This window comes from Thalassospira sp. ABD4_177 (assembly GCF_056160125.1).
This window is the reverse complement of the sequence record NZ_JBSWWO010000001.1, coordinates 953,054-974,008: the sequence shown is the minus strand read 5'-3', so window position 1 is coordinate 974,008 and position 20,955 is coordinate 953,054. Positions and strand designations below refer to the sequence as shown.

Genomic DNA, 20,955 nt, shown 5'->3' with positions numbered 1-20,955 from the left:
TTTTTGCAACAGCTTCTAACCGTTCACCAGCGTAACAACCGCCTCACTGGCATAGCGTTCGACGTCCTCGACACTGAGGCCCGCCGCGCTATAGAGATTGATGGTTTCAAGCTCGAGATCGGTTTCGGAATCGGCAAGGGATTGCAGCGATGCTGTCAGACTGCGCTGGGAATCGAGCACATCAAGGAAGTCCGAAAGCCCCTGCACATAACGCACCCGCGATTGTTCAAACGCGTCGCGGTGATATTGCACCGATGCGATCAGGGAATCACGTTGGGCCACCGCCCCGACATAACCGTAAATCGCGCTTTCGACTTCCTCTATCGCGGTCAAAAGAGTCTGGCGATAGGTAAGGAAGGCTTGTTCTGCCTCTTCCTCGGCCACAGAGATATTGGCACGGCGCTCGCCACCATCATAAAGGGTGGCATCAATCAGGGCCCCGATGGCGGCCATGGCGGTGCGGACAATCGGGCCGGTGCCATAACCGGTCACACCAAGCGCCAAGGACCCATCAAGGGACAATTCCGGATAAAGCGTTGCCGTCTCCACCCCGATTTGCGAGGTCGCGGAAATCAGGGCCAGTTCTGCGGCGCGCACGTCCGGGCGACGGCGCAGCAAATCGGCCGGGATGCCGATTGGCGGGCTGCTTTGAAATTCCGGCAGAGGCGATGCATCCAGTAACAGGTCACGGTGGGTGCCTGGCTGTGCACCAACCAAGATCGAGATCGCGTTGATCGAACGATCAATGGTGGTTTGCAGGATCGGAACGGTGGCTTCGAGATCGGCGACCTCGGCCCGGGCGCGCGACAGATCCAGTTCGGAGCCAAGACCGGTTTGCAAGCGCACCTGCACGATGTTGCTGGTCTGACGTTGCAGATCAAGCGAGTCCTGCAGAAGCGCCAGACGGCGCTGTGCCCCGCGCAGTTCGATATAGTTTCCGATGATATCGGCAATCATGGTGCGATAGACATCTTCGCGCAGATAGACCTGCTGAAGATAATCGGCCTCGGCGACTTCTTCCTCACGCGTCTGACCACCCCAGATATCGGCAGTCCAGGAGAAATCAATGCCCGCGCCATAACCCATATCGGTGACCTGATCGCCACTGGCGCGGCTAGACGTCGACCGGCTGGCCGAGCCATCAACAGACGCGCCGACCTGCGGTCCATTGGCCCCGGCAACGCCGCGGGCGGTTGCGGCAGCGGCGCGGATGCGGCTGATCGCGATCTGAAGATCAATATTATTATTGACGCCTTCATTAATCAGACCATTTAAAACCGGATCGGTGGTGCTTTCCCACCAGCGGCCCTGTTCGTTCTGATTGGCGGCAATCACCGGGATTTCCGGGGTGTAGGCGCCGACCAGATCAAAGCTTGGTGCAGTGTAATCCGGCCCGACCGACTGACACCCGGCCAGTGCAAGCAAAAGGGCAAGTCCCGAAACAGCAGAAATGTGAGGATTACTCATATTATTTCGCACTTCCTTGAAGACCGCCACCCTCGGGCTCATTGGCGACATGTGATGCAGCTTCGCCGTGATCGGGAATGGCTTCTGCGGCGCGCAACTGGCTTTGCAGTTTCTTGCCACCATCGGCACGGGCCGAAACCAGCGGGGCCAGCAGCAGATAGAGCACCGGGGTCAGGAACAGGGTAAAGACCGTGGCAAAGCCAAGACCGCCAAATACGACCCAGCCAATCGCTGCGCGGGCCTCTGCCCCGGCGCCGGAGCCAAGAACCAGCGGCAAACCGCCCAGAACAGTCGAGATCATGGTCATCATGATCGGACGCAAACGCACCATGGCCGCATCATGCACAGCTTCGCGGACGGATTTGCCAGCATCACGGAGCTGATCGGCAAATTCGACAACCAGAATGCCGTTCTTCGCCATCAGTCCGACCAGCATCACCAACCCGATCTGGCTATAGATATTGACCGAGGTGCCACTAAGGGCCAGCGCATAGATGGCCGCCGCCAAACCAAATGGCACTGTCAAAACCACCACAAGGGCGGAGGTAAAGCTTTCGAACTGGGCTGCCAGAACCAGCAGCACGACAAGTACCGCAATCAGGAAGGTGATCTGCACGTCATTGGCGGTTTCCCCAAGGGCCGCCGCGTTACCCAAGAACAGGATACCGACACCAGGTGGCAGCAACTGATCACCGACCGCGTTCACATCCCCGACCGCCTCGGCCAGGGTATAGCCCGGTGCGAGGTTGGCGGAAATGATGACAGCGCGTTGCTGGCCTTCGCGTTCAAGTTCGGAGGCAACCGCTTCTTCGCTGAGCGTAATGACAGAAGACAGCGGCAGAACGCGGCCATTGGTGCCGGTGACAAACAGATTTTCAAGATCAGATGGGTCATTGATGCTGCCCAGCGCGCTGCGCAGTTTGATCGGGACATTCTGGTCATCGACATTGATTTCGGTGACTTCATAACCCTCGATCATTGCGCGGAGCGTGGTATCAAGCTCCTCGATCGGGATGCCCAGATCAAAGGCGCGCTTGCGATCAATATTGACCAGAAGCTGCGGCTGGGTGGTTTGATAGGATACCCGAAGGCCGGTGAGGCCGGGATAGTTTGCCTCGATCTCCTGCTGCAGGACGCGGGCATTTTCGGCCAGCGTGCGATAGCTTGTCCCGGTCAGGGCAAATTCAAGTCCCTCGCCCGTGCCGCCACGAAGCCCCAGACTGTTGGGCTGCCAGATATAGGCCTGCACGCCCGGAAGCGCATTCAGATCGCCCCGGATAGAGGCGGTAATTTCCTGTTGCGAGCGGTTGCGTTCTTCCCATGGTTTCAGTGGCGCAATCACCAGCGCGCGGTTCGGGTCCCACAGGCCGACAATGGTGTAGATGTTGTAGGCATCCCCCGCCTCGACCACGGGGCGCAGGATGTCTTCAACCGCCTCGACCTGACGGTCCATATAATCAATGCCAACCCCATCCGGTCCGCGCATGGAAACCAGAATACGGCCGCGATCCTCATCAGGCAGGAGTTCCTGCGTAACACTGGTATAGACGCCAATGGCCGTCCCGCCGGCAACGATACAGATCATCAGTGTGATGACGGGGCTGCCAAGGGCAGCTTCGAGAACGCGGCGATAAATCCCGGCACAGAAGAAGCCGACGCGTTCAAGCATATTGGGCGCATCATCGGTCTTGCCGTCATGCGGATCGATGTGTTTGAGGCGCGATGCCAGCATCGGACAGAGCGAGAGCGCGACAAACGAGGACACCGCCACCGCAAAGGCCAGCACGAAACCAAACTCGCGGAATAGTCGGCCCGCAGTGCTCGGCAGGAAGGAAATAGGCACGAACACCGAAATCAGCGTCAATGTGGTCGCGATGACCGCAAAGAAGACCTGACGGGTTCCAAGAACCGCCGCCGCCATGGAACCAAGCCCCTGATGACGACGGCGCTGAATATTTTCCAGAACAACAATCGCGTCATCGACGATCATTCCGGTGGCCAGAACAAGTGCCAGAAGGGTCAGGATGTTGATCGAAAAGCCCATCGCCCAGATGGCGGCGACCGTACCGATCAGGGCAATTGGAATGGTGATGGTCGGGATCAATGTTGCGGTGAAGGAGCGCAGAAACAGGTAAAGCACCGCGATCACGATGATGACGGCAAGGGCGAGGCTGAAGATCACTTCCCATAGCGCGCCTTCGATAAAGACCGCATCATCGGAGTTCACGAAGACATCAAGATCGTCATATTGCGCATTGAGCCGTTCAACGACGTCGCGCACCCCGTTGGAGATGGCGATGGTGTTTGATTGCGCCTGACGGGTGATGGAAAGCCCGATCACGGTGCGGCCATTCAAGCGCACATAGGACGACGCATCATCCGGGCCGTAATAGATATCGGCGACATCGCCCAGAGGCACACCATCAAGCACCAGCATCTGATTGAGCCGATCCACCTCCCAGACAGAGGCATCGGCACGCACGAACAGCTTTTGGTCAGAGGACTCAAAACTGCCGGCCGGAATATCGAACTGGGCGGTGCGCAGAAGATCGGCGACATCCTGAACCGAAAGACCGTAACTTGCCATACGCAGCGGATCAACGCGCACATGCAAGACACGTTCGCGGTCCCCGTTTATCCCGACTTCGGCCACACCGGGCACGGACAGCAAGGACGGGCTGATCTGGTCTTCGACGATGTTGGCGAGTTCTTCCTCGGTCAGGCGGTTGCTGACAACCGCAATGCGCATGATGGCGCTGGCATCGGCATCGGCCTTGACCACACGGATGTTTTCAACCCCGTCGGGCAGGCTGCGTTCAGCCCGGCTGATGGCTTCGCGGATATCGCTGGCGGCATCGTTGATTTCAACATCGGGATAAAACTCGATGCGAATGCGGGCATTGGCCTCTTCGCTTTGCGAGCTGATTTCCTTGATGCCGCTGACACGCGATGCCGCACTTTCGAGGATGCCGGTGACCTCTGAATCAACCGTTTCAGGCGATGCCCCGTCATAGTCGGCGGTTACCGTGATGGTCGGGCGGTCAACATTGGGCAGTTCACGGATTTCCACCCCCAGCATGGCCGCCAAGCCCGCCAGAATGATCAGCATGGCCACCACACTGATCAGAACCGGGCGACGGATACTGAGCGATGCAAGATCGTTTTGATCGTGATTGTCGGAGCCTGTCGTCATGATCAGGATCCCTCGCCCGCACCTTCGCGGGTGGCAACGCCACCGCCGCCAGACTGAACATTATCACCGCGGATCGACGCGGAAACAGTTCGGCCCGGACGCAGACGCAAGACCCCCTCGACCACCACCAAATCACCTTCGGAAATGCTACCATCAAGCAGGATGCGGCCATTGGTGCGTTTCACCACACGGACCGGAACGCGCGAGACCTTGTTTTCATCATCGATGCGCCAGACATAGGTGCCTTCATCGCCCCACAGGACCGATATTTCGGCAACGGCGGGATATTGTTTGCCTTCGATATCGACATAAACCGCAAAGGACATGCCTGCCAGAAGGCGGCTATTGGGGTTGGGGACGCGCGCACGCACAGCAAAAGTACGGCTTTCGGGATCAATGCGGCTGCCAATGGACTCCACCACGCCGGTAAAGACTTCACCGGGCAGGCTCCAGGTTTCAACGCGCACCGACTGGCCGGGTCGGACATTGTCAAAGCGGGTTTCGGCGACTTCAAAATCGACCAGAATACTTTCGATGTTATCAAGGGTGACAAGCACCGTGGAACTGTCGACACGGTCGCCCGCCTCGATCTGCGGGATGCCGACAATGCCGTCAAACGGGGCCAGAATGGTGCGGTCAGCCAGATTGACCTCGGCCTGATCCAGGGCAATGCGGGCCTCGGCCAGCGCTGTACGTGCGCTGTCGACTTCGCTTTCGGCAACAGCGCCCAGCGGGCGGGCCTTTTCATAGCGGTCAAGAAGCTGCTGGGCATCGCGGGTCTGAACCGCGGCAAGGTCGCGGGCAAGGCGTTCACGTTCGGCATCAAGGATGACAAGCACCTGACCTTTGGTCACCTTGTCGCCCGCACGAACCAGCACATCGTCAACTTCACCCGACACCGCAGGATAGATGGAAACACCAAGCGCGGATTTGCCAGTCCCGACGGCCTCAACCACGGTTTTTTCATCCATCAGGCGGGCATATTCGGCAATCACCGGAAGGCTGCGTTCCGCGCCACCGCGCTGGGCCATGCTTGCGGGTTGCGCATCGGGCGCGATCAACGCCGTGATGTCGTCTTTGGCAAAGAAATAGGCAGCGGCCGCACCTGCAATCAGTGCAACACCTGCGATCAGAAGCGTCGATTTACGCGCCATCACATTTGAACTTCCAAGTCGGGCTGACCAAACAACCTTAAAAACCCTGTTCCCGCGCCGGGAAAGTATCGGTATTTCAATTCTATACCCCGATAGGGCTTGATGCTTTTTCTGAAATCCCGATGCCCGAAACGATATTGCAACAGGCCGGTCAGAACCACACAAAAAGTGTATCAGAAACGTCGCAATTTGTATCCTGACTGCCGATAAACCCTGTGTTTTGAACAGGAAAAATCAGCCAAATGCAACAGACCTGCACACCCGATATACGGTGTGCAGGCCCGGATTGTTCAACTTTTAATGTCGATATCAGAAGTTCGTGCAAGTCCGTCGAAATCAGGCGGCACCGCGCCTTTGCTCTTGCGGGAAGGCGACCAGATTATCCTCGCGCCAGATTGCGGCTTCATCGCGGGCACCGTCATCTGCACCGGTTTCTTCGTCACCGGCCGCAGATGCCACCGCACGATCAAGAGACGCTGTGAGCTCGGTCACATTGCGATCGACTTCATCGGCACGGCGGTTCAGATCAAGGCTGAGTTTGCGGGTGACGTCGATGTCTTCGGATACGGCACCAATCGCGGTACCGACATTGCGCACCGCATCGCCGGCAAGGGCAATGGCGCCTGTGATTTCCTCGGTCTCGCGGCGTTGATGTTCAACGTCACCGGCGACTTCTTCGGAGATTGACATCATGGAGCGTACGGTTACCCCGACATCCTCCATGGAGGCGACACAACGATCGGTCACCGCGCCCATCGCGTTGACATGTTCAGTGATCTGCTGGGTCGCACGTTCGGTCTGACTGGCAAGGTTTTTGACCTCTGCCGCGACGACGGCGAAGCCCTTGCCGGCGTCGCCTGCGCGGGCGGCCTCGATGGTGGCGTTCAGGGCCAACATATTGGTCTGTCCGGCAATGCCACGGATCAGATCGACAATCTGTTCGATGCTGGTGGCCACTTCACGCAGATCATCAACCGCACGCGCCGATTCCTCGGTCGAGCCGACGGCATTCTGGGCGATTTCGCGTTGATGTTCGACGCGGTTGGCAATCGACACAATTGCTTCGCGCAGGCGGTTGGCCGCATCGCCAATGGCGTTGGAATGCGACTGGCTGTCATGAGCAGCACTGGTGGCGGTTTCGGTCTGGGCTGTGACGCGTTCTGCCGCAGCCGCGACCTCGGTCACGGCTTCGCGCATGCGGGTCACCTGATGATTGACCGATTTGACAAGACCGGTGGTCTCACCTTCGATGGTTTCGGCCATGGCACCGAGTGACGCACGGCGTTTTTCTTCTTCGATGCGCTGAAGGGTGATGCGTTCTTCGGCCATTTTTTCAATCTTTAGCGCATTTTCACGGAAGATCGCCACTGTGCGTGACATGGCACCGAATTCATCACGGCGCTTGATATCGGCAAGCGTAATGTTGGTGTCATTTTCGCTGAGCCGGGTCATGTCACCATTCACGCGTTTAAGCGGACGCAGGATGCTCATGGCGATGCCAAGGGCAAGCGCAACCGCGATCACAACCCCGATGCCCGCGACAACGATGTTGGTCAGAGCCGAGTTTTCCGACTGACTGTGCGCGGCATCGACCAGGGCGGTCTGGTTGGCCATGGCTTCAGACCGGATATTCTGGGTGATGGTCTGCACTTCGCGGACGGCAGATTTGAAATCATCCATCGACTGGCGGAAACCGACGACAGACGCTTCGAGCTGATTGGCGCCCTGCTTGAGCAGGTCATTGTCGCGGATGGCGTAGGAAAACAGCTTTTTGTCGCTGCGCTTCAAGCCATCAAAGGATGACTTGATTTCTTCCTGCAGGTCGGTCAGGGCCGATGTCTGCGTGCGGGCCGCTTCAAGGGATTCCGGTGTACGCAGGATCGGATATTGCAGAGAATTGACGATGGCCGCCAGATTGGCCGCCCCAAGCTTGTCTGAGAATTTCTCGGCAATTACCGGATCGCGATTGGTAATGAAATCTTCCAGACGGGCGGCAGATTTGCCGAGCTGATTGGCACCCAGCAACATGGTTTCGGACGCAGCAGACAGGTTTTCTGCGCGCAGGACAAGCGGCTCGAGGGTTGCGATGTAATCAGCACTCAGGCTTTCGAGTACATCGGCACGATCAAGGTCGCCATTCGCCCGCAGCTCGGAAACGAGCGTCGCGCCGCTTTGCTCGGCAACTTCGCGGATGGCGGTGATGCCATTGCGATCGAGGGGATCGACGGTCTGGGCAAACAGCAGAACCTGGTTGGACAGCCGTTCAAGGTTCAATGCGTATTCATTGGCAAGGCCGACCAACCCGGTGCTTTTGGCGATACGGTCCGCATGGGCGCCAAAGCCCAGCAGATAGGTCGATGACAGGGCCGACAGACCGACAAGCAGAACCACTAGCACAAAGAAGCCGGCAAAGATGCGCGATCCGATACGAATGCGATCAAGAAACATGGGACATCCAAACAGTGAATTAGGCGTTTGGGGTCCTGCATACATGCGCGCGGCATCGGGAATTGTTTCAGTTGGATGAAATCCCTGTTCATCCATCAAACGGGGCGCAGGATGCGCATTTGCGCAGCGCAAAACAACATTTTGACGCATCTAAAATGTTCAAATGAACAACGCACTATACAATTGGACCAGGGTCATTATCCGTTTCGGAATGCGGCAAAAAGGCGATTTTTTATGGAAACCCGTGCGACTCGGTTCCTTGAGGTTACGTCGGCGCTGCCTTTGCTGATTTTCTGGAATGACACCAATTAAAATGTCGCCATGACAATATTGTACAAGCTGGCACGCCCAAGCGGGGTTATAATGGGCCTATGAAAAATGCTGCGCGACAGAACACGGCCGCCCAGCGTCGCCAGATGTCACACCGATCGGCGACCCCGCGTCCCCGCGAGATTGCCCGACATTGGCGGGCAGCCGAGGGCATTGATATGTTCGAAGCCGATTACAAGAATTTCTCCTTCCCCAAGCACAGCCACGACTATTACGCCTTTGGCACGATCCTTAACGGGGCGGAGCGCTTTTTGACCCGCGGGACAAATTATGTCGCGGCACGCGGGCAGCTTTTGATGATGAACCCGATGCAGGTCCATGATGGTGGCCCGGCATCCGATGATGGCTATCAGTACCAGATCATGTTCATCGACCCGAAGGTGTTCGGCGATCTGGTGGGCGAGATTTCCCCCAAAAGCAGCGGTCTGCCGTTTTTTGGCAATTGTGTTGTGACGGACCCGGAATTGCATTTGCAGCTGCAAGGGCTCCATCGCCTGTTTCGCCCGGGCGCGGAGAATGAGGCAACCCGTCTGGAACGCGACAGCCAGCTTCTTTACAGTGCCGCACGGTTTTCACTGCGCCATGCCGATGCCCCGCCCTACCTTTATCAGCCGGGCTCCGAGGACAAGCGGGTTCAGACCGTAATTGATTATATGGCGGCCCATCTTGATGCGAACATATCGCTTGATGATCTGGCGGTGATTACCGGGCTCAGCCGATTTCATTTGCTGCGCGTGTTCCGGGCGGCAACCGGTTTACCACCGCACACCTATTTCAATCATATGCGGTTGAGGCGTGCCAAACGGCTGCTATTTGACGGATCGAGCATTGCCGATGCGGCAGCTGCGACCGGCTTTGCCGATCAAAGCCATTTGAACCGGCATTTCAAAACCATGTGGGGTGTCAGCCCCGGCGCGTTTATCGCAAGCCTTGATTCGTAAGCCAAACGCCTGCCCATGATGACGTGTCCACGGGCAGGCATTGTGATCGCGGTTTACGCTTCGCCGTTACGGATTTTCATTGCCTCGGCTACCAGACAAAGTTCTTCAAACAGGACCTGTGCCGCGACCTGGGCGGTGTTGGTGGTGGCATCATATTGCGGGGCGACTTCGACAACATCCGCCCCGACAAAATCAATCCCCTTAAGACCACGCAAAATCGCCAAAGCCTCGCGCGAGGTCAGGCCACCGATTTCCGGTGTGCCGGTGCCCGGTGCAAAGGACGGGTCGAGGCAATCAACATCAAAGGACAAATAAACCGGGCCGTCGCCAACCACTTCACGGGCCTTGGCGATAACGGCGTCCACCCCCATTTTCGGCACTTCTTCGGCATGGATCACGGTCATGCCGCTTTCATAGGAGAACTCCCAGATATATTCCGACGGGCCGCGAATGCCGATCTGGATGGTGCGTTCGGGATCAAGCACGCCATCCATCACCGCTTCACGGAACGGGCCACCATGATGGAAGCGCGATCCGTCATATTCGCCGCAGGTATCGCAATGGGCATCAAGATGGATCATGCCGACCGGGCGATCCTTGCCAACCGCCTTCTGGATCGAATAGCTGATCGAATGATCGCCACCGATGGCAATCGGAATGACACCGGCACCAATGATCTTTTTGAAATAGGCTTCGATATCCTCGTGGCAGCTTTCGAGTGAATAGCGGCTGCGGAATGGCACATCACCGATATCAGCAATCCGCGCCATCGCACCCGGTACCATGCGAAGCACATGTTCATACGGACCGATGCGCTCGATATTGCGTACCGCGCGTGGACCCAGACGGGCGCCGGCCCGGTTGCTTACGCCCAGATCCATCGGCACCCCGACAAGGGCGATATCAAGGCCTTCGAAATTCTCGCTTTCAGCATCCGCGGCAAACGGCGCATCCAGGAAAGTCGGCACGCCGGCAAATGGCCATTTGCGTCCACCACTTTCGGAAAACTGCGAGGCCGCTACTTCGCGGAAATGCGGGTCGAACAGATCCCCGCCTTTGGCGTTGCCATATTTTTCGCGCAGCTTGGCGAGCTTATCGTTTGTGAACATGGGACCTCCTGAAAAGGCACATCGGGGAAAGACGGCGCACTCAAAGTGCCCCAGCCGATGGCCGGATGTGTTTGTTGCCCTGATCAGATCAAATTGCCTTGTCGGGAAAAATCACGTATTTCTGAACTTTACTTTGGCATTTCTCAAAGTAATTCCCTTTACGCACGGAACCCGCCCGATGTTCACGGAACAGGCCGATCTGAAGCTTTTGCGCATATTCCTGACCATCGTTGAGGCCGGGGGCTTTGCCGCCGCGCAAAGTGATCTCAATCTGTCACTTTCAACAATTTCAAGCTATGTCACCACCCTTGAGACCCGGCTGGGTTTCACGCTGTGCAAACGCGGTCGGGGCGGCTTTGCCCTGACACGCGAAGGCCAGGTGGTATTTGAAGAAGCCCACCGGCTTTTCAAATCGGTCGCGCAGTATGAAACCAAGATGCGGGCGCTACGCGACAAGCTGAGCGGCACGCTGACCATTGGATTGACGGATAATACCATCACCGACCCCGGTGCACGCCGGATCGAAAAAACCATCGCACGTTTCATGGAGCGTGCCCCGGATGTGACGCTTAATGTCGTGACCCACCCGCCCAATGATCTTTTGCGCGAAGTGGTGACGGACAATATCCAGATCGGTATATGCAGCTTTCCGAAGACGGTTCTGGGGCTGCGTTACATCCCGCTTTACGGTGAAACCCACCGATTTTATTGCGGCTCGGGGCATCCGCTGTTTGCACGCAATGACGGGGAGATCGATATTGATGAAATCCGGCGCTATCGCCTGATCGGGCGCAAATCCTGGCTCGGTCGGGATTTGAAGGAATTCGCGATTTCAAGGCCGCACGCGACCGTGTCGGACATGGAGGCCGAAGCACGCCTGATCCTCTCGGGCGCATTTCTGGGATATCTGCCCGAACATTACGCCAGACAGTTTGTCGAGGCCGGGCGGATGCGCATGATCCTGCCTGATCAGTTAAAGGTACATGTCACCTTTCAGGCAAGCCTCGATGACAGCAAGCAACCTGATCCGATCACCAAGATGTTTCTCGATATGCTGATTGCGGATTTCGCAAACACCCCTGCCTGACGGGCATACAAAAAGCGGTAATAGCAATATCGTCCAAGACCGACTATCTGATATTGGCAATGATGGCGCCTGAAATAATGGGTCCTCGCCCACCAGCGATATAAAAAGGAAGTGCCGGTCGCCCCAAAAGAACCGGCACCCAAGATTGAATAGGAAACGTCGGACATGTCACGCCCCGGACAGACCGAATCTCAGACTATGAATACGCCCGAGAAGTCACATCAGACCGGGCACTTTGACGCAGACACCATCCGGCGCGGCGCGCTTGCCTGTCTGCCGCTTTTGCCCAGCACCATCATCTTTGGCGCCGTGCTTGGCGTGCTGGCAGCCCAGCGCGGCCTATCACTTTGCGAACTTTTGTTCATGAGCCTCGCCGTCTTTGCCGGATCAGCCCAGTTTGTGTCGGTCGATCTGTGGCGCGAAACCATTCCCAGTGCGACAATCATCATCGCAACCGCGGTGATCAATATGCGCTATGTCCTGATCGGGGCGTCGCTGCGACCGGTGTTTCGCGGTCGCCCGCTGTGGGTGAAAATCACCGGCATGCATATGGTGGCCGATGAAAACTGGGCGGTGTCGATGACGCAAAAGGATCTCGCCAATCCGGGCTTCCTGCTGGGCGGCGGGATTTTCCTGGGTGTGGTTTGGGCCACCGGCAATACGGTGGGCTACCTGCTGGGTGGGGGTATTCCCGACCCGGAAGTCTATGCGCTTGATTTCGCCTTCACCGCCGTATTCGCAGCCCTCACCATTGGCATGTGGAAGGGCAAAGTCGACCTTCTGCCGTGGATTGCGGCGGCGATCGGATCAATCATTGGGCATTTCGTCCTGCCGGGCACCTGGTCCATTCTGGCCGGTGCCGGGGCCGGGGTGCTTGTCGCGGCACTCACATGGCGCGAAGATATGGACGATGACAGCCTTGAAGCCGAATGTGCCGTTGAGGGCAGCACAGCCTATGGCGCGCCGGAAGGCACTGTCGAAGCCTCCACCGTCACGGAGACCGGAAAATGACCCAGTTTCCTGATCTGACAAGCTTCAGCCTTGAGGCCGTTCTGACCATCCTTGGCATGGCTGCCGTGACCTATGGCATGCGTCTGGGCGGGCTTTTAATGGCCGACCGTTTGCCGCAACATGGCCGCTGGGCACATGTACTGGAACGCCTGCCCGGCGCGGTTCTGATTTCCGTCTGGGTCCCCAGTGCCCTTTCGGCGGGTGCGATCGGCATTGCCGGGGCGGCGGCCACCGTCATTACCATGGCCGTTGCGCGTAACCTGTTTGCCGCGATGGCGGTCGGCATGGTTCTGGTCGGTGTGGGGCGGTATTTCATCGGCAGTTAGGCATACGCCACCGCCAATCGTGGACAAAGAAAAAGCCGCCCTCGGATGAAGGCGGCTTTTTGCGTTGGATGGCCAGCGTTGATTATGCCGCAACCAAGTTCTGTTCGCGGGTGGATTCGAATTTGAGGTTCGGCCAGTCGCTTTGGGTCGTATCAAGGTGCCATGCATTTCGTGCGATGAAGACCAGCGTGTCATCGTGGTCCTCAAACAGGGCCGACTGGTTGGTATCGCGGAATTTCTTGATTTCTGCCGGATCGCCCATCACCCAGCGCGCCGCATAGGCCGGGGTCGGTTCGAAATGGACCTTGATCCCATATTCGGCCGAGATGCGTTCTTTCAACACCTCGAACTGCAGCTGCCCGACCACGCCGACAATCCAGTCTGCGCCCATCATCGGTTTGAAGACCTGGGATGCGCCTTCTTCGGCGAGCTGTTCAAGCGCGCGCTGAAGATGTTTGCCCTTAAGCGGATCATCAAGTCGGACTTTCTGCAGCAATTCCGGGGCAAAGGCCGGCACACCGCGGAAGCGAAGGTCTTCGCCCTCGGTCAGGGTATCACCGATACGCAGCGTCCCGTGGTTCGGAATACCGATGATATCGCCCGGCCAGGCTTCTTCGGCAATGTCACGTTCATTGGCAAAGAACAGCATCGGGTTATGCACCGCCATCTGTTTGCCGGCACGGACGTGCTTGAGCTTCATGCCGCGCTTGAAATGGCCGGAACAGAGGCGAATAAACGCAATACGGTCACGGTGGTTCGGATCGATGTTGGCCTGTACCTTGAACACAAAGCCCGCCACCTTTGGCTCAACCGCTTGGACCAGACGCGTTGCTGCTTCCTGCGGGCGCGGGGTCGGTGCGATTTCGCCAATGCCGCGCAACAATTCACGCACGCCAAAGTTATTGACCGCCGACCCAAAGAAGACCGGCGTCAGATGCCCTTCGCGATAGCTTTGCAAATCAAATGGCGGGCACATTTCGCGCACCATCTCGACTTCTTCGCGCAGCTTTTCCAGCAGATAATCCGGGATCAGTTCATCAAGCTTTGGATCATCAAGACCCTTGATCGGAATGGCGTCCTTGACGACATTGCCGCCTTTTTCCATGAACAGAAGCTGATCATTGACCAGATCGTAACAGCCATGGAAATCACGGCCCGAGCCGATTGGCCAGGTTACCGGCGACACATCAAGGGCAAGGTCCTGTTCGATCTGATCAATCAGTTCGAATGAATCACGGGCTTCGCGGTCAAGCTTGTTAACAAACGTCGTGATCGGCACGTCACGCAGACGACAGACTTCAAACAGCTTACGGGTCTGGGCTTCGATGCCCTTTGCACCGTCAATCACCATGACGGCGGAATCAACCGCGGTCAGCACGCGATAGGTATCTTCGGAAAAGTCTTCGTGGCCCGGCGTATCAAGCAGGTTGAAGATGTTCTTTTCAAACTCGAAGGTCATCACAGCCGAGGAAACGGAAATACCGCGGTCCTGTTCGATCTTCATAAAGTCCGAACGCGCACCTTTCTGTTCCTTTTTCGCCTTCACCGCACCGGCCATCTGAATGGCACCCCCGAAAAGAAGCAGCTTTTCGGTCAGGGTGGTTTTACCCGCATCCGGGTGGGCAATGATGGCGAAGGTACGACGACGCGATACCTGCTGGTCAATCGACGACATGATGTCTCAACTTTAATCCGATATGAATTTCTTGGCGCGCAATGTAGCGATTTTTAACGTTATTGCCACCGTGAAATGTTCATATCGGACATGTGACCGGTTGCAAATCAACCCATCCAGACCTGCGAAACCACACCGATCACGAACGAGCCCACCAGTGCATAAACCAGATAAAGTGCAAAGACCGGCTTTTTGACCAGTGCGAAGACCGCGATGGCCGCTGGAATGGATGACACACCACCAGCCACCAGAAACGCCATGGCGGCACCCGATTGCATGCCTTGGGCAACCAAACCTTCCATGATCGGAAGGGCAGCATAACCATTCAAATAGGCCGGTACCCCGACAAGTGTGGCGATTGCGATGGGCGCCAATCCGTCCCCGCCGAGCAATCCACTGACACTTTCGGCCGGGACATAGGCGACCATGATGCTTTCAAGCAGGAAGGCAAAGGCCAGCCATTTACCCAGAAAGATCATGTTCGACACAGCCGACGTGCGGAACTTTTTGATCCGTTCATCATCCTGCCAGAACTTCCAGAAGACGGCCTTGTGCGAGCGGACCTTTGCCCCGCCGCAGCCGCCATTGCCAACGCCGTCGCGCAGCGGATCAGACAGAAAACCCCGCGCGCCCAACCACATGGTGACAAAACCGCCCATCAGACCAAGCGCAATGGCCGAGATCATTTTGATGACCGCAAAATCCGTCCCCAGGGTACCGGCAGTTAAAACAAACATCGCCGGATCAATCACCGGACTTGCCAGCCAAAACGCCATGACGGGGGCCAATGGAACCCCCATGGCAAGCAAGGCTGCAATCAACGGGATCACCCCGCAGGAGCAAAAGGGTGACAGCGCACCAAAGGCCGCAGCGGTGAAGACCATCCGCACCGGTCGCCCGGCAAAAGCACGTGAAATCAGGTTATCGGCGCCGGTTGCCGTGGCATAGGCAGCAATCCCGATCGAGAGGACAAGAAACGGTGCAGTTTCGACAAATGAGCCTGCAGTAAACAGCACACTCGGGACAAATTGCGGCGCGTCAAAGATCAGGATCGCAACCAGGATGGCACAGGCCGCCAGCAAAACCCGATCGATTTGCCGGGCAGATGTCCCAAAGCGGCGCAATTGAATTGTCAGGGCACTCATGTCCATATCCCTAGAAAACTAGTTGTATTTATCCAAAAAACAACCTGACCTAGCAGGTTGTTTCTGGTTCCCGCACTGCATCAAGATCAACACCACTGCAGCATTCATCGGTGATGAAGCCGACAAGATCGCGCATCACATCAAAATCCGCCCGATTGCGGGTTTCGCGCCCCAGCTTTTCCTGTTTGACCAGCCCGGCCTGAACCAACGTGCCCAGATGATGGGAAAGCGTTGAGGCCGGCAAACCAAGCAGCCGTCCGATATCGCCAATATTAAGCCCGTCGTCGCCTGCCTTGACGAGCAGGCGATAAATTTTCAAACGGGCTTCATGACCCAGGGCGGCAAAGGCCGGTGTAATGGTTTTCTCACTCATGCAACAATTATAACTATATTTCTAGTTATTTAAATGTATTTTTTTCAACACCGTTACCACATTGATATCAATTGTCTTTTGACGTTCGAGGCAACAATTGCACCGACTGAAATACAAATGTCACTTGCCAAAATACCAATATGTCGATATTTCCAGACATATGGAAACAAAACACGCAATCAGCGCCCTTGGCGCCCTGGCACAGGAACACAGACTGGCGGCTTTCCGGTTGCTGGTCCGGGCGGGGAATGATGGCATTGCCGCGGGCGAACTGGCCCGGCAGCTGTCGATCCCGCACAACACCATGTCATCGCACCTGACCACACTTAGTCAGGCCGGACTGATCACCAACACACGCGAAGGCCGGTCGATCATTTACCGGATTGTCCCCGACGCGATGCGCGATCTTCTGGGGTTCCTTGCCGATGACTGCTGCCATGGCCGCCCGGAACTTTGCGGAATTGTTCGGCCATCAAATGACGGCTGCTGTTAGTTCACAACGCCTTTTGCAGAGGATAAATCGCCATGTCTGGTGGTACCTACAACGTGCTTTTCCTGTGCCGCGCCAATTCGGCAAGAAGCATCATGGCCGAAGCCATCTTGAAAAAAGAAGGTCATGATCATTTCTTTGGCTATAGTGCTGGCTCCCACCCGCGCGGTGAAATACATCCCTACGCTCGCGAACTTCTGGAAAGCCTGGGTCATGATATGGCGAAGTTTTCCTCCAAAGACATGGAAACCTATGCGGGTCAGGATGAAATCAAATTTGATTTCGTCTTTACGGTTTGTGACGCCACGGCAAATGAAGACTGCCCAATTTTTCCCGGCTCGCCAATGACCGCCCATTGGGGTGTGCCCGATCCAGCAGGGGCCGAAGGCAGCGAAGCAGAAAAACGCCTGGCATTTGCTGAAACCTATCGCATGTTGCGCAACCGGATTTCGATCTTCACCAGCCTCCCATTCAAGTCTCTCGACCGGCTGTCACTTCAAAATGAACTCGACAAGATCGGGAAAACCTCGAGCAGCGAGGAAGCATGAGCGACACCAATAGTGAATCAGCCCCAATGAACTTGTTCGAACGTTTTCTGACCATCTGGGTGGCCGCAAGCATTGTGATCGGCATTGTTCTTGGCGAATTGTTCCCCGACCTGTTTCAGGCGATTGGCAATCTGACTGCCTATGAGATCAATCTGCCGGTCACGGTTCTCATATGGCTGATGATTGTGCCGATGTTGATGAAGGTCGATTTTGGCGCGCTTCATGAGGTCGGCCGCCAATGGCGCGGCATTGGTGTGACGCTGGGAGTCAACTGGCTGATCAAGCCGTTCACCATGGCCGCCCTTGGCTGGCTGTTTATCGGCTTTTTGTTTCGCCCGCTCCTGCCCGAGGCACAGATTGAAAGCTATATTGCCGGTCTGATCCTTTTGGGTGCGGCACCCTGCACGGCGATGGTGTTTGTCTGGTCGCATCTGACCAAGGGGGATGCGAATTTCACCCTCACCCAGGTGGCACTTAATGACACGATCATGATCTTTGCCTTTGCGCCGATTGTCGCCCTGTTGCTGGGCATTTCAGCGATCACCATTCCGTGGGAAACGCTGACCATTTCGGTGGTGGCCTTTATCGTCATTCCGGTGATTGCCGGCCAGATCATCCGAAGCCGCCTGATGAAGGGCGGGGTTGCAGCATTCAATGATTTTGATGCCAAGCTCAAACCCGTTTCGATGATCGCACTGCTCAGCACGCTGGTTTTGCTGTTTGCCTTTCAGGGGCAACAGATCATTGCCCAGCCGATGATCATTGCCCTTCTGGCCGTGCCGATCATTTTGCAGACCTATTTCATTGCCGCCATTGCCTATGTCGCCAACAAGGTGCTGGGCGTGGAGCATAAAATCGCTGCCCCATCTTCGATGATCGGGGCTTCGAACTTCTTTGAACTGGCTGTGGCAACCGCCATCGGGCTGTTTGGATTTTCATCGGGGGCCGCCCTTGCCACTGTGGTCGGTGTGCTGGTCGAAGTGCCGGTGATGCTGTCGCTTGTCGCCATCGCCAATCGGACGCGTGGCTGGTTTACCCCTTCAAATGTTGCAAATATTGCAAAGTAACGGAGTCCTGAGATGAGCCAGAAAATTCGCGTTGGCATCAATGGTTTTGGCCGCATGGGGCGTCTGGTTCTGCGTGCTGGCTGGGGGCACCCGAACCTTGAATTTGTCCATATCAACGAAATCAAGGGCGGGGCTGTTACCGCCGCACACTTGCTGGAATTTGATTCGGTCCATGGCCGCTGGGGCAACGGCGTTGCCTGCATCGATGACCATGTGGTGATCGATCAGACCCACAAGATCAGCTTTAGCGAGAATGCCACGCCGGGTGAAACCGACTGGGTCGGCATGGGATGCGATATTGTTCTGGAATGCACTGGCAAGTTCAAAACGCCCGAGACATTGCAGCCCTATTTTGATCAGGGGGTTCAAAAGGTCATCGTTGCCGCCCCGGTCAAGGAAGGCGCGCTGAATATCGTTTATGGCGTGAATGATGATCTTTATGACCCGGCCCAGCATCACCTTCTGACGGCGGCGAGTTGCACGACGAACTGTCTGGCCCCCGTGGTCAAGGTCATGCATGAGAAACTTGGCATCGTGCATGGATCGATCACCACCATTCATGATGTGACCAACACCCAGACGATTGTCGATCTGCCGCACAAGGATTTGCGGCGCGCACGGTCGTGCCTGCAATCGTTGATCCCGACCAGCACCGGATCGGCGACCGCGATCACGATGATTTACCCGGAACTCAAGGGCAAGCTGAACGGCATTGCCGTGCGGGTGCCGTTGCTTAATGCGTCGCTGACCGATTGCGTGTTCGAAGTTGCCGAGGATACCGACGCCGAGACCGTCAACCGCCTGATGCGCGAGGCCTCGGAAACATACCTTTCGGGGATTCTGGGCTATGAGGACCGCCCGCTGGTCAGTGCCGATTACCTTAATGACAGCCGGTCTTCGATCATTGATGCCGGTTCGACCATGGTGATCGACAAAAGACAGGTCAAAATTCTGGCCTGGTATGACAATGAGTGGGGATATGTCTGCCGCATGGCGGATCTGACCGTCAAAGTCGCGCAACATCTTTTGGGGAACTAGGGCAAATGTCCGCCGCAATCCGCAACTATGCGCTGGTCACCGGGGCCTATTGGGGCTTTACGCTGACCGATGGAGCGCTGCGCATGCTGGTGCTGTTGCACTTTCATGCGCTGGGCTATTCGGCGTTTGAGATCGCGCTTCTGTTCATCCTTTATGAAGTGGCCGGGATCGTCACCAATCTGGTCGGCGGATGGTTAGCACAGGCGCGCGGATTGCGCTTTACCCTGTTTGCCGGGCTGGCATTGCAAATCGCATCCTTGACCGCGCTGTCATTTACCAATCCGGACTGGTTGCCCGCGATTTCGGTCGCCTATGTCATGGGGCTTCAGGCGGCATCGGGTGTAGCCAAGGACCTGACCAAGATGTCGAGCAAGTCCGCGATCAAGGTTCTGGTGCCAACTGACGCCGAAGGCGCGCTTTTCCGGTGGGTAGCACTTCTGACCGGATCGAAGAATGCGCTTAAGGGCATCGGCTTTTTCATGGGCGGGGCGCTTTTATCCTGGCTTGGTTTTTCCGGTGCGCTTCTGGCGATGGCGGCGGGTCTTGCGCTGACACTTATGGCTGTTGCCATCTCGCTCGGCTCTGCGATGGCGGGCCCGGCAGGTGCAATGAAGCCGAAATTTCGCGATGTGTTTTCACGCGATCGCAAGATCAATGTCCTGTCGGCGGCCCGACTGTTTTTGTTTGGATCGCGCGATATCTGGTTTGTTGTTGGGTTACCGGTGTTTCTGGCATCCGAGCTTGGCTGGAGCCATATCGAGGTCGGCAGCTACATGGCGCTTTGGGTGATCGGCTATGGCTTTATCCAGGCCATCGCGCCCAAGATGTTGCGGGCAAAAACCCGCGAACCCGATGGCCGGACAGCGCAAATCTGGATTTCGGCCCTGATTGCCGTATCCGCCGTAATCGCCGCCGCCATCACGCGCGATATCGCGCCGGAACTTGCGGTTTTGGGCGGGTTGCTGGTGTTCGGGGTTGTTTTTGCCATCAATTCATCGCTGCATTCCTATCTGATCCTGGCCTATGCCGAGGGCGACAAGGTCGCGATGAATGTCGGGTTTTATTATATGTCCAACGCCATCGGGCGATTGACCGGCACGGTGCTTTCGGGGGTGGCGTATCTGTATGGTGGGCTGGTTGGCTGTCTTGTGACATCGATTGCGTTTTTGACGCTCGCCTGGGTGATCAGTGCCGCCCTGCCATCGCGATCAGATGCGTCAACGCAGGGTTGATCGAAAAAACTTCCTTCGCAGATGCGGGATAAACATCTGAAAAGACTCACAATCCTGTTTCATGAAAATTTAATCGCGCAAAAACCCGTGACAAGACACTGCATATAGGGGTACGATTCCAGTCAACGGTCAATAACTGGACCGCAGGAGGGGTTCCCGAGTGCCGCGAAAAAGCGTCTTAAAACGAGAATTTTCGCCCCCCGGATCGCACATGCAACATGCTGCGACCGGCGGAAACTCCTACCGCCACTTCCATCGCAAGATGAAAATTGAATGCGCGCCTTTCCATGACGGAATGGCGCGTTTTGCTTTTTTGGCAAC

17 protein-coding genes are annotated in these 20,955 nt (G+C 56.6%); 9 read left to right on the top strand and 8 right to left on the bottom strand.

Annotated elements, in window-relative coordinates; all coding sequences use genetic code 11:
* Positions 1-15: 15 nt before the first annotated feature.
* The 4 genes from ACXAF0_RS04465 to ACXAF0_RS04450 all read right to left on the bottom strand — a co-directional run bounded on the left by ACXAF0_RS04465 (position 16) and on the right by ACXAF0_RS04450 (position 8,262).
* A complete protein-coding gene (locus ACXAF0_RS04465) occupies positions 16-1,467 on the bottom strand; it encodes an efflux transporter outer membrane subunit (RefSeq protein WP_475344155.1) in 1,452 nt (483 codons plus the stop codon).
* Between the two features lies 1 nt (position 1,468).
* Positions 1,469-4,660 carry an efflux RND transporter permease subunit gene (locus tag ACXAF0_RS04460; protein WP_475344154.1) on the bottom strand — a complete coding sequence of 1,064 codons (3,192 nt, stop codon included), beginning with the start codon at positions 4,658-4,660 and terminating at the stop codon, positions 1,469-1,471.
* A 2-nt stretch (positions 4,661-4,662) separates the two neighbouring features.
* Positions 4,663-5,814, bottom strand: a complete 1,152-nt coding sequence (locus tag ACXAF0_RS04455; protein ID WP_475344153.1) for an efflux RND transporter periplasmic adaptor subunit — start codon at positions 5,812-5,814, stop codon at positions 4,663-4,665.
* A gap of 336 nt (positions 5,815-6,150) precedes the next feature.
* Positions 6,151-8,262 (bottom strand): methyl-accepting chemotaxis protein, encoded by a 2,112-nt coding sequence (locus ACXAF0_RS04450; RefSeq protein ID WP_475344150.1) that lies wholly within the window; start codon positions 8,260-8,262, stop codon positions 6,151-6,153.
* A gap of 371 nt (positions 8,263-8,633) precedes the next feature.
* On the opposite strand from ACXAF0_RS04450, the gene ACXAF0_RS04445 reads away from it, so the two are divergent.
* Positions 8,634-9,533, top strand: coding sequence for a helix-turn-helix domain-containing protein (locus tag ACXAF0_RS04445; protein WP_475344147.1), 900 nt, complete (start codon positions 8,634-8,636; stop codon positions 9,531-9,533).
* Between the two features lie 53 nt (positions 9,534-9,586).
* Here the strand turns inward: ACXAF0_RS04445 and speB are convergent, their stop codons facing one another.
* The gene (speB, locus tag ACXAF0_RS04440; protein ID WP_475344146.1) at positions 9,587-10,642 is read right to left on the bottom strand and encodes an agmatinase; all 1,056 of its coding nucleotides are present in this window, start codon (positions 10,640-10,642) and stop codon (positions 9,587-9,589) included.
* A 178-nt stretch (positions 10,643-10,820) separates the two neighbouring features.
* Here speB and ACXAF0_RS04435 point away from each other — a divergent pair, with 178 nt between their 5' ends.
* The 3 genes from ACXAF0_RS04435 to ACXAF0_RS04425 all read left to right on the top strand — a co-directional run bounded on the left by ACXAF0_RS04435 (position 10,821) and on the right by ACXAF0_RS04425 (position 13,066).
* Positions 10,821-11,729: a LysR family transcriptional regulator gene (locus ACXAF0_RS04435; RefSeq protein WP_475344144.1), complete on the top strand. Its 909-nt coding sequence runs from the start codon at positions 10,821-10,823 to the stop codon at positions 11,727-11,729.
* Between the two features lie 165 nt (positions 11,730-11,894).
* Positions 11,895-12,740: an AzlC family ABC transporter permease gene (locus ACXAF0_RS04430; RefSeq protein ID WP_475344142.1), complete on the top strand. Its 846-nt coding sequence runs from the start codon at positions 11,895-11,897 to the stop codon at positions 12,738-12,740.
* Positions 12,737-13,066 (top strand): AzlD family protein, encoded by a 330-nt coding sequence (locus ACXAF0_RS04425; RefSeq protein WP_475344140.1) that lies wholly within the window; start codon positions 12,737-12,739, stop codon positions 13,064-13,066. Before ACXAF0_RS04430 ends, ACXAF0_RS04425 begins: the two co-directional genes overlap by 4 nt.
* A gap of 82 nt (positions 13,067-13,148) precedes the next feature.
* Here the strand turns inward: ACXAF0_RS04425 and ACXAF0_RS04420 are convergent, their stop codons facing one another.
* From ACXAF0_RS04420 to ACXAF0_RS04410, 3 genes are all read right to left on the bottom strand, one after another.
* A complete protein-coding gene (locus ACXAF0_RS04420; protein WP_475344137.1) occupies positions 13,149-14,741 on the bottom strand; it encodes a peptide chain release factor 3 in 1,593 nt (530 codons plus the stop codon).
* 107 nt (positions 14,742-14,848) lie between these two features.
* Entirely contained in the window at positions 14,849-15,886 is a 1,038-nt protein-coding gene (locus ACXAF0_RS04415) for a permease (protein ID WP_475344135.1), read from the bottom strand.
* 49 nt (positions 15,887-15,935) lie between these two features.
* Positions 15,936-16,259: an ArsR/SmtB family transcription factor gene (locus tag ACXAF0_RS04410; RefSeq protein WP_475344134.1), complete on the bottom strand. Its 324-nt coding sequence runs from the start codon at positions 16,257-16,259 to the stop codon at positions 15,936-15,938.
* Between the two features lie 160 nt (positions 16,260-16,419).
* Here ACXAF0_RS04410 and ACXAF0_RS04405 point away from each other — a divergent pair, with 160 nt between their 5' ends.
* From ACXAF0_RS04405 to arsJ, 5 genes are read left to right on the top strand one after another with little or no spacing between them, the layout of a single operon-like run.
* Positions 16,420-16,752 carry an ArsR/SmtB family transcription factor gene (locus ACXAF0_RS04405; protein WP_044827235.1) on the top strand — a complete coding sequence of 111 codons (333 nt, stop codon included), beginning with the start codon at positions 16,420-16,422 and terminating at the stop codon, positions 16,750-16,752.
* Between the two features lie 32 nt (positions 16,753-16,784).
* Entirely contained in the window at positions 16,785-17,297 is a 513-nt protein-coding gene (locus tag ACXAF0_RS04400) for an arsenate reductase ArsC (RefSeq protein WP_475344132.1), read from the top strand.
* Between the two features lie 26 nt (positions 17,298-17,323).
* Positions 17,324-18,364, top strand: coding sequence for an ACR3 family arsenite efflux transporter (gene arsB / locus ACXAF0_RS04395; RefSeq protein WP_475346222.1), 1,041 nt, complete (start codon positions 17,324-17,326; stop codon positions 18,362-18,364).
* 12 nt (positions 18,365-18,376) lie between these two features.
* Positions 18,377-19,402 carry an ArsJ-associated glyceraldehyde-3-phosphate dehydrogenase gene (locus ACXAF0_RS04390; RefSeq protein ID WP_475344129.1) on the top strand — a complete coding sequence of 342 codons (1,026 nt, stop codon included), beginning with the start codon at positions 18,377-18,379 and terminating at the stop codon, positions 19,400-19,402.
* Between the two features lie 5 nt (positions 19,403-19,407).
* Entirely contained in the window at positions 19,408-20,634 is a 1,227-nt protein-coding gene (gene arsJ / locus ACXAF0_RS04385) for an organoarsenical effux MFS transporter ArsJ (protein ID WP_475344125.1), read from the top strand.
* The last annotated feature ends 321 nt before the right edge of the window (positions 20,635-20,955 follow it).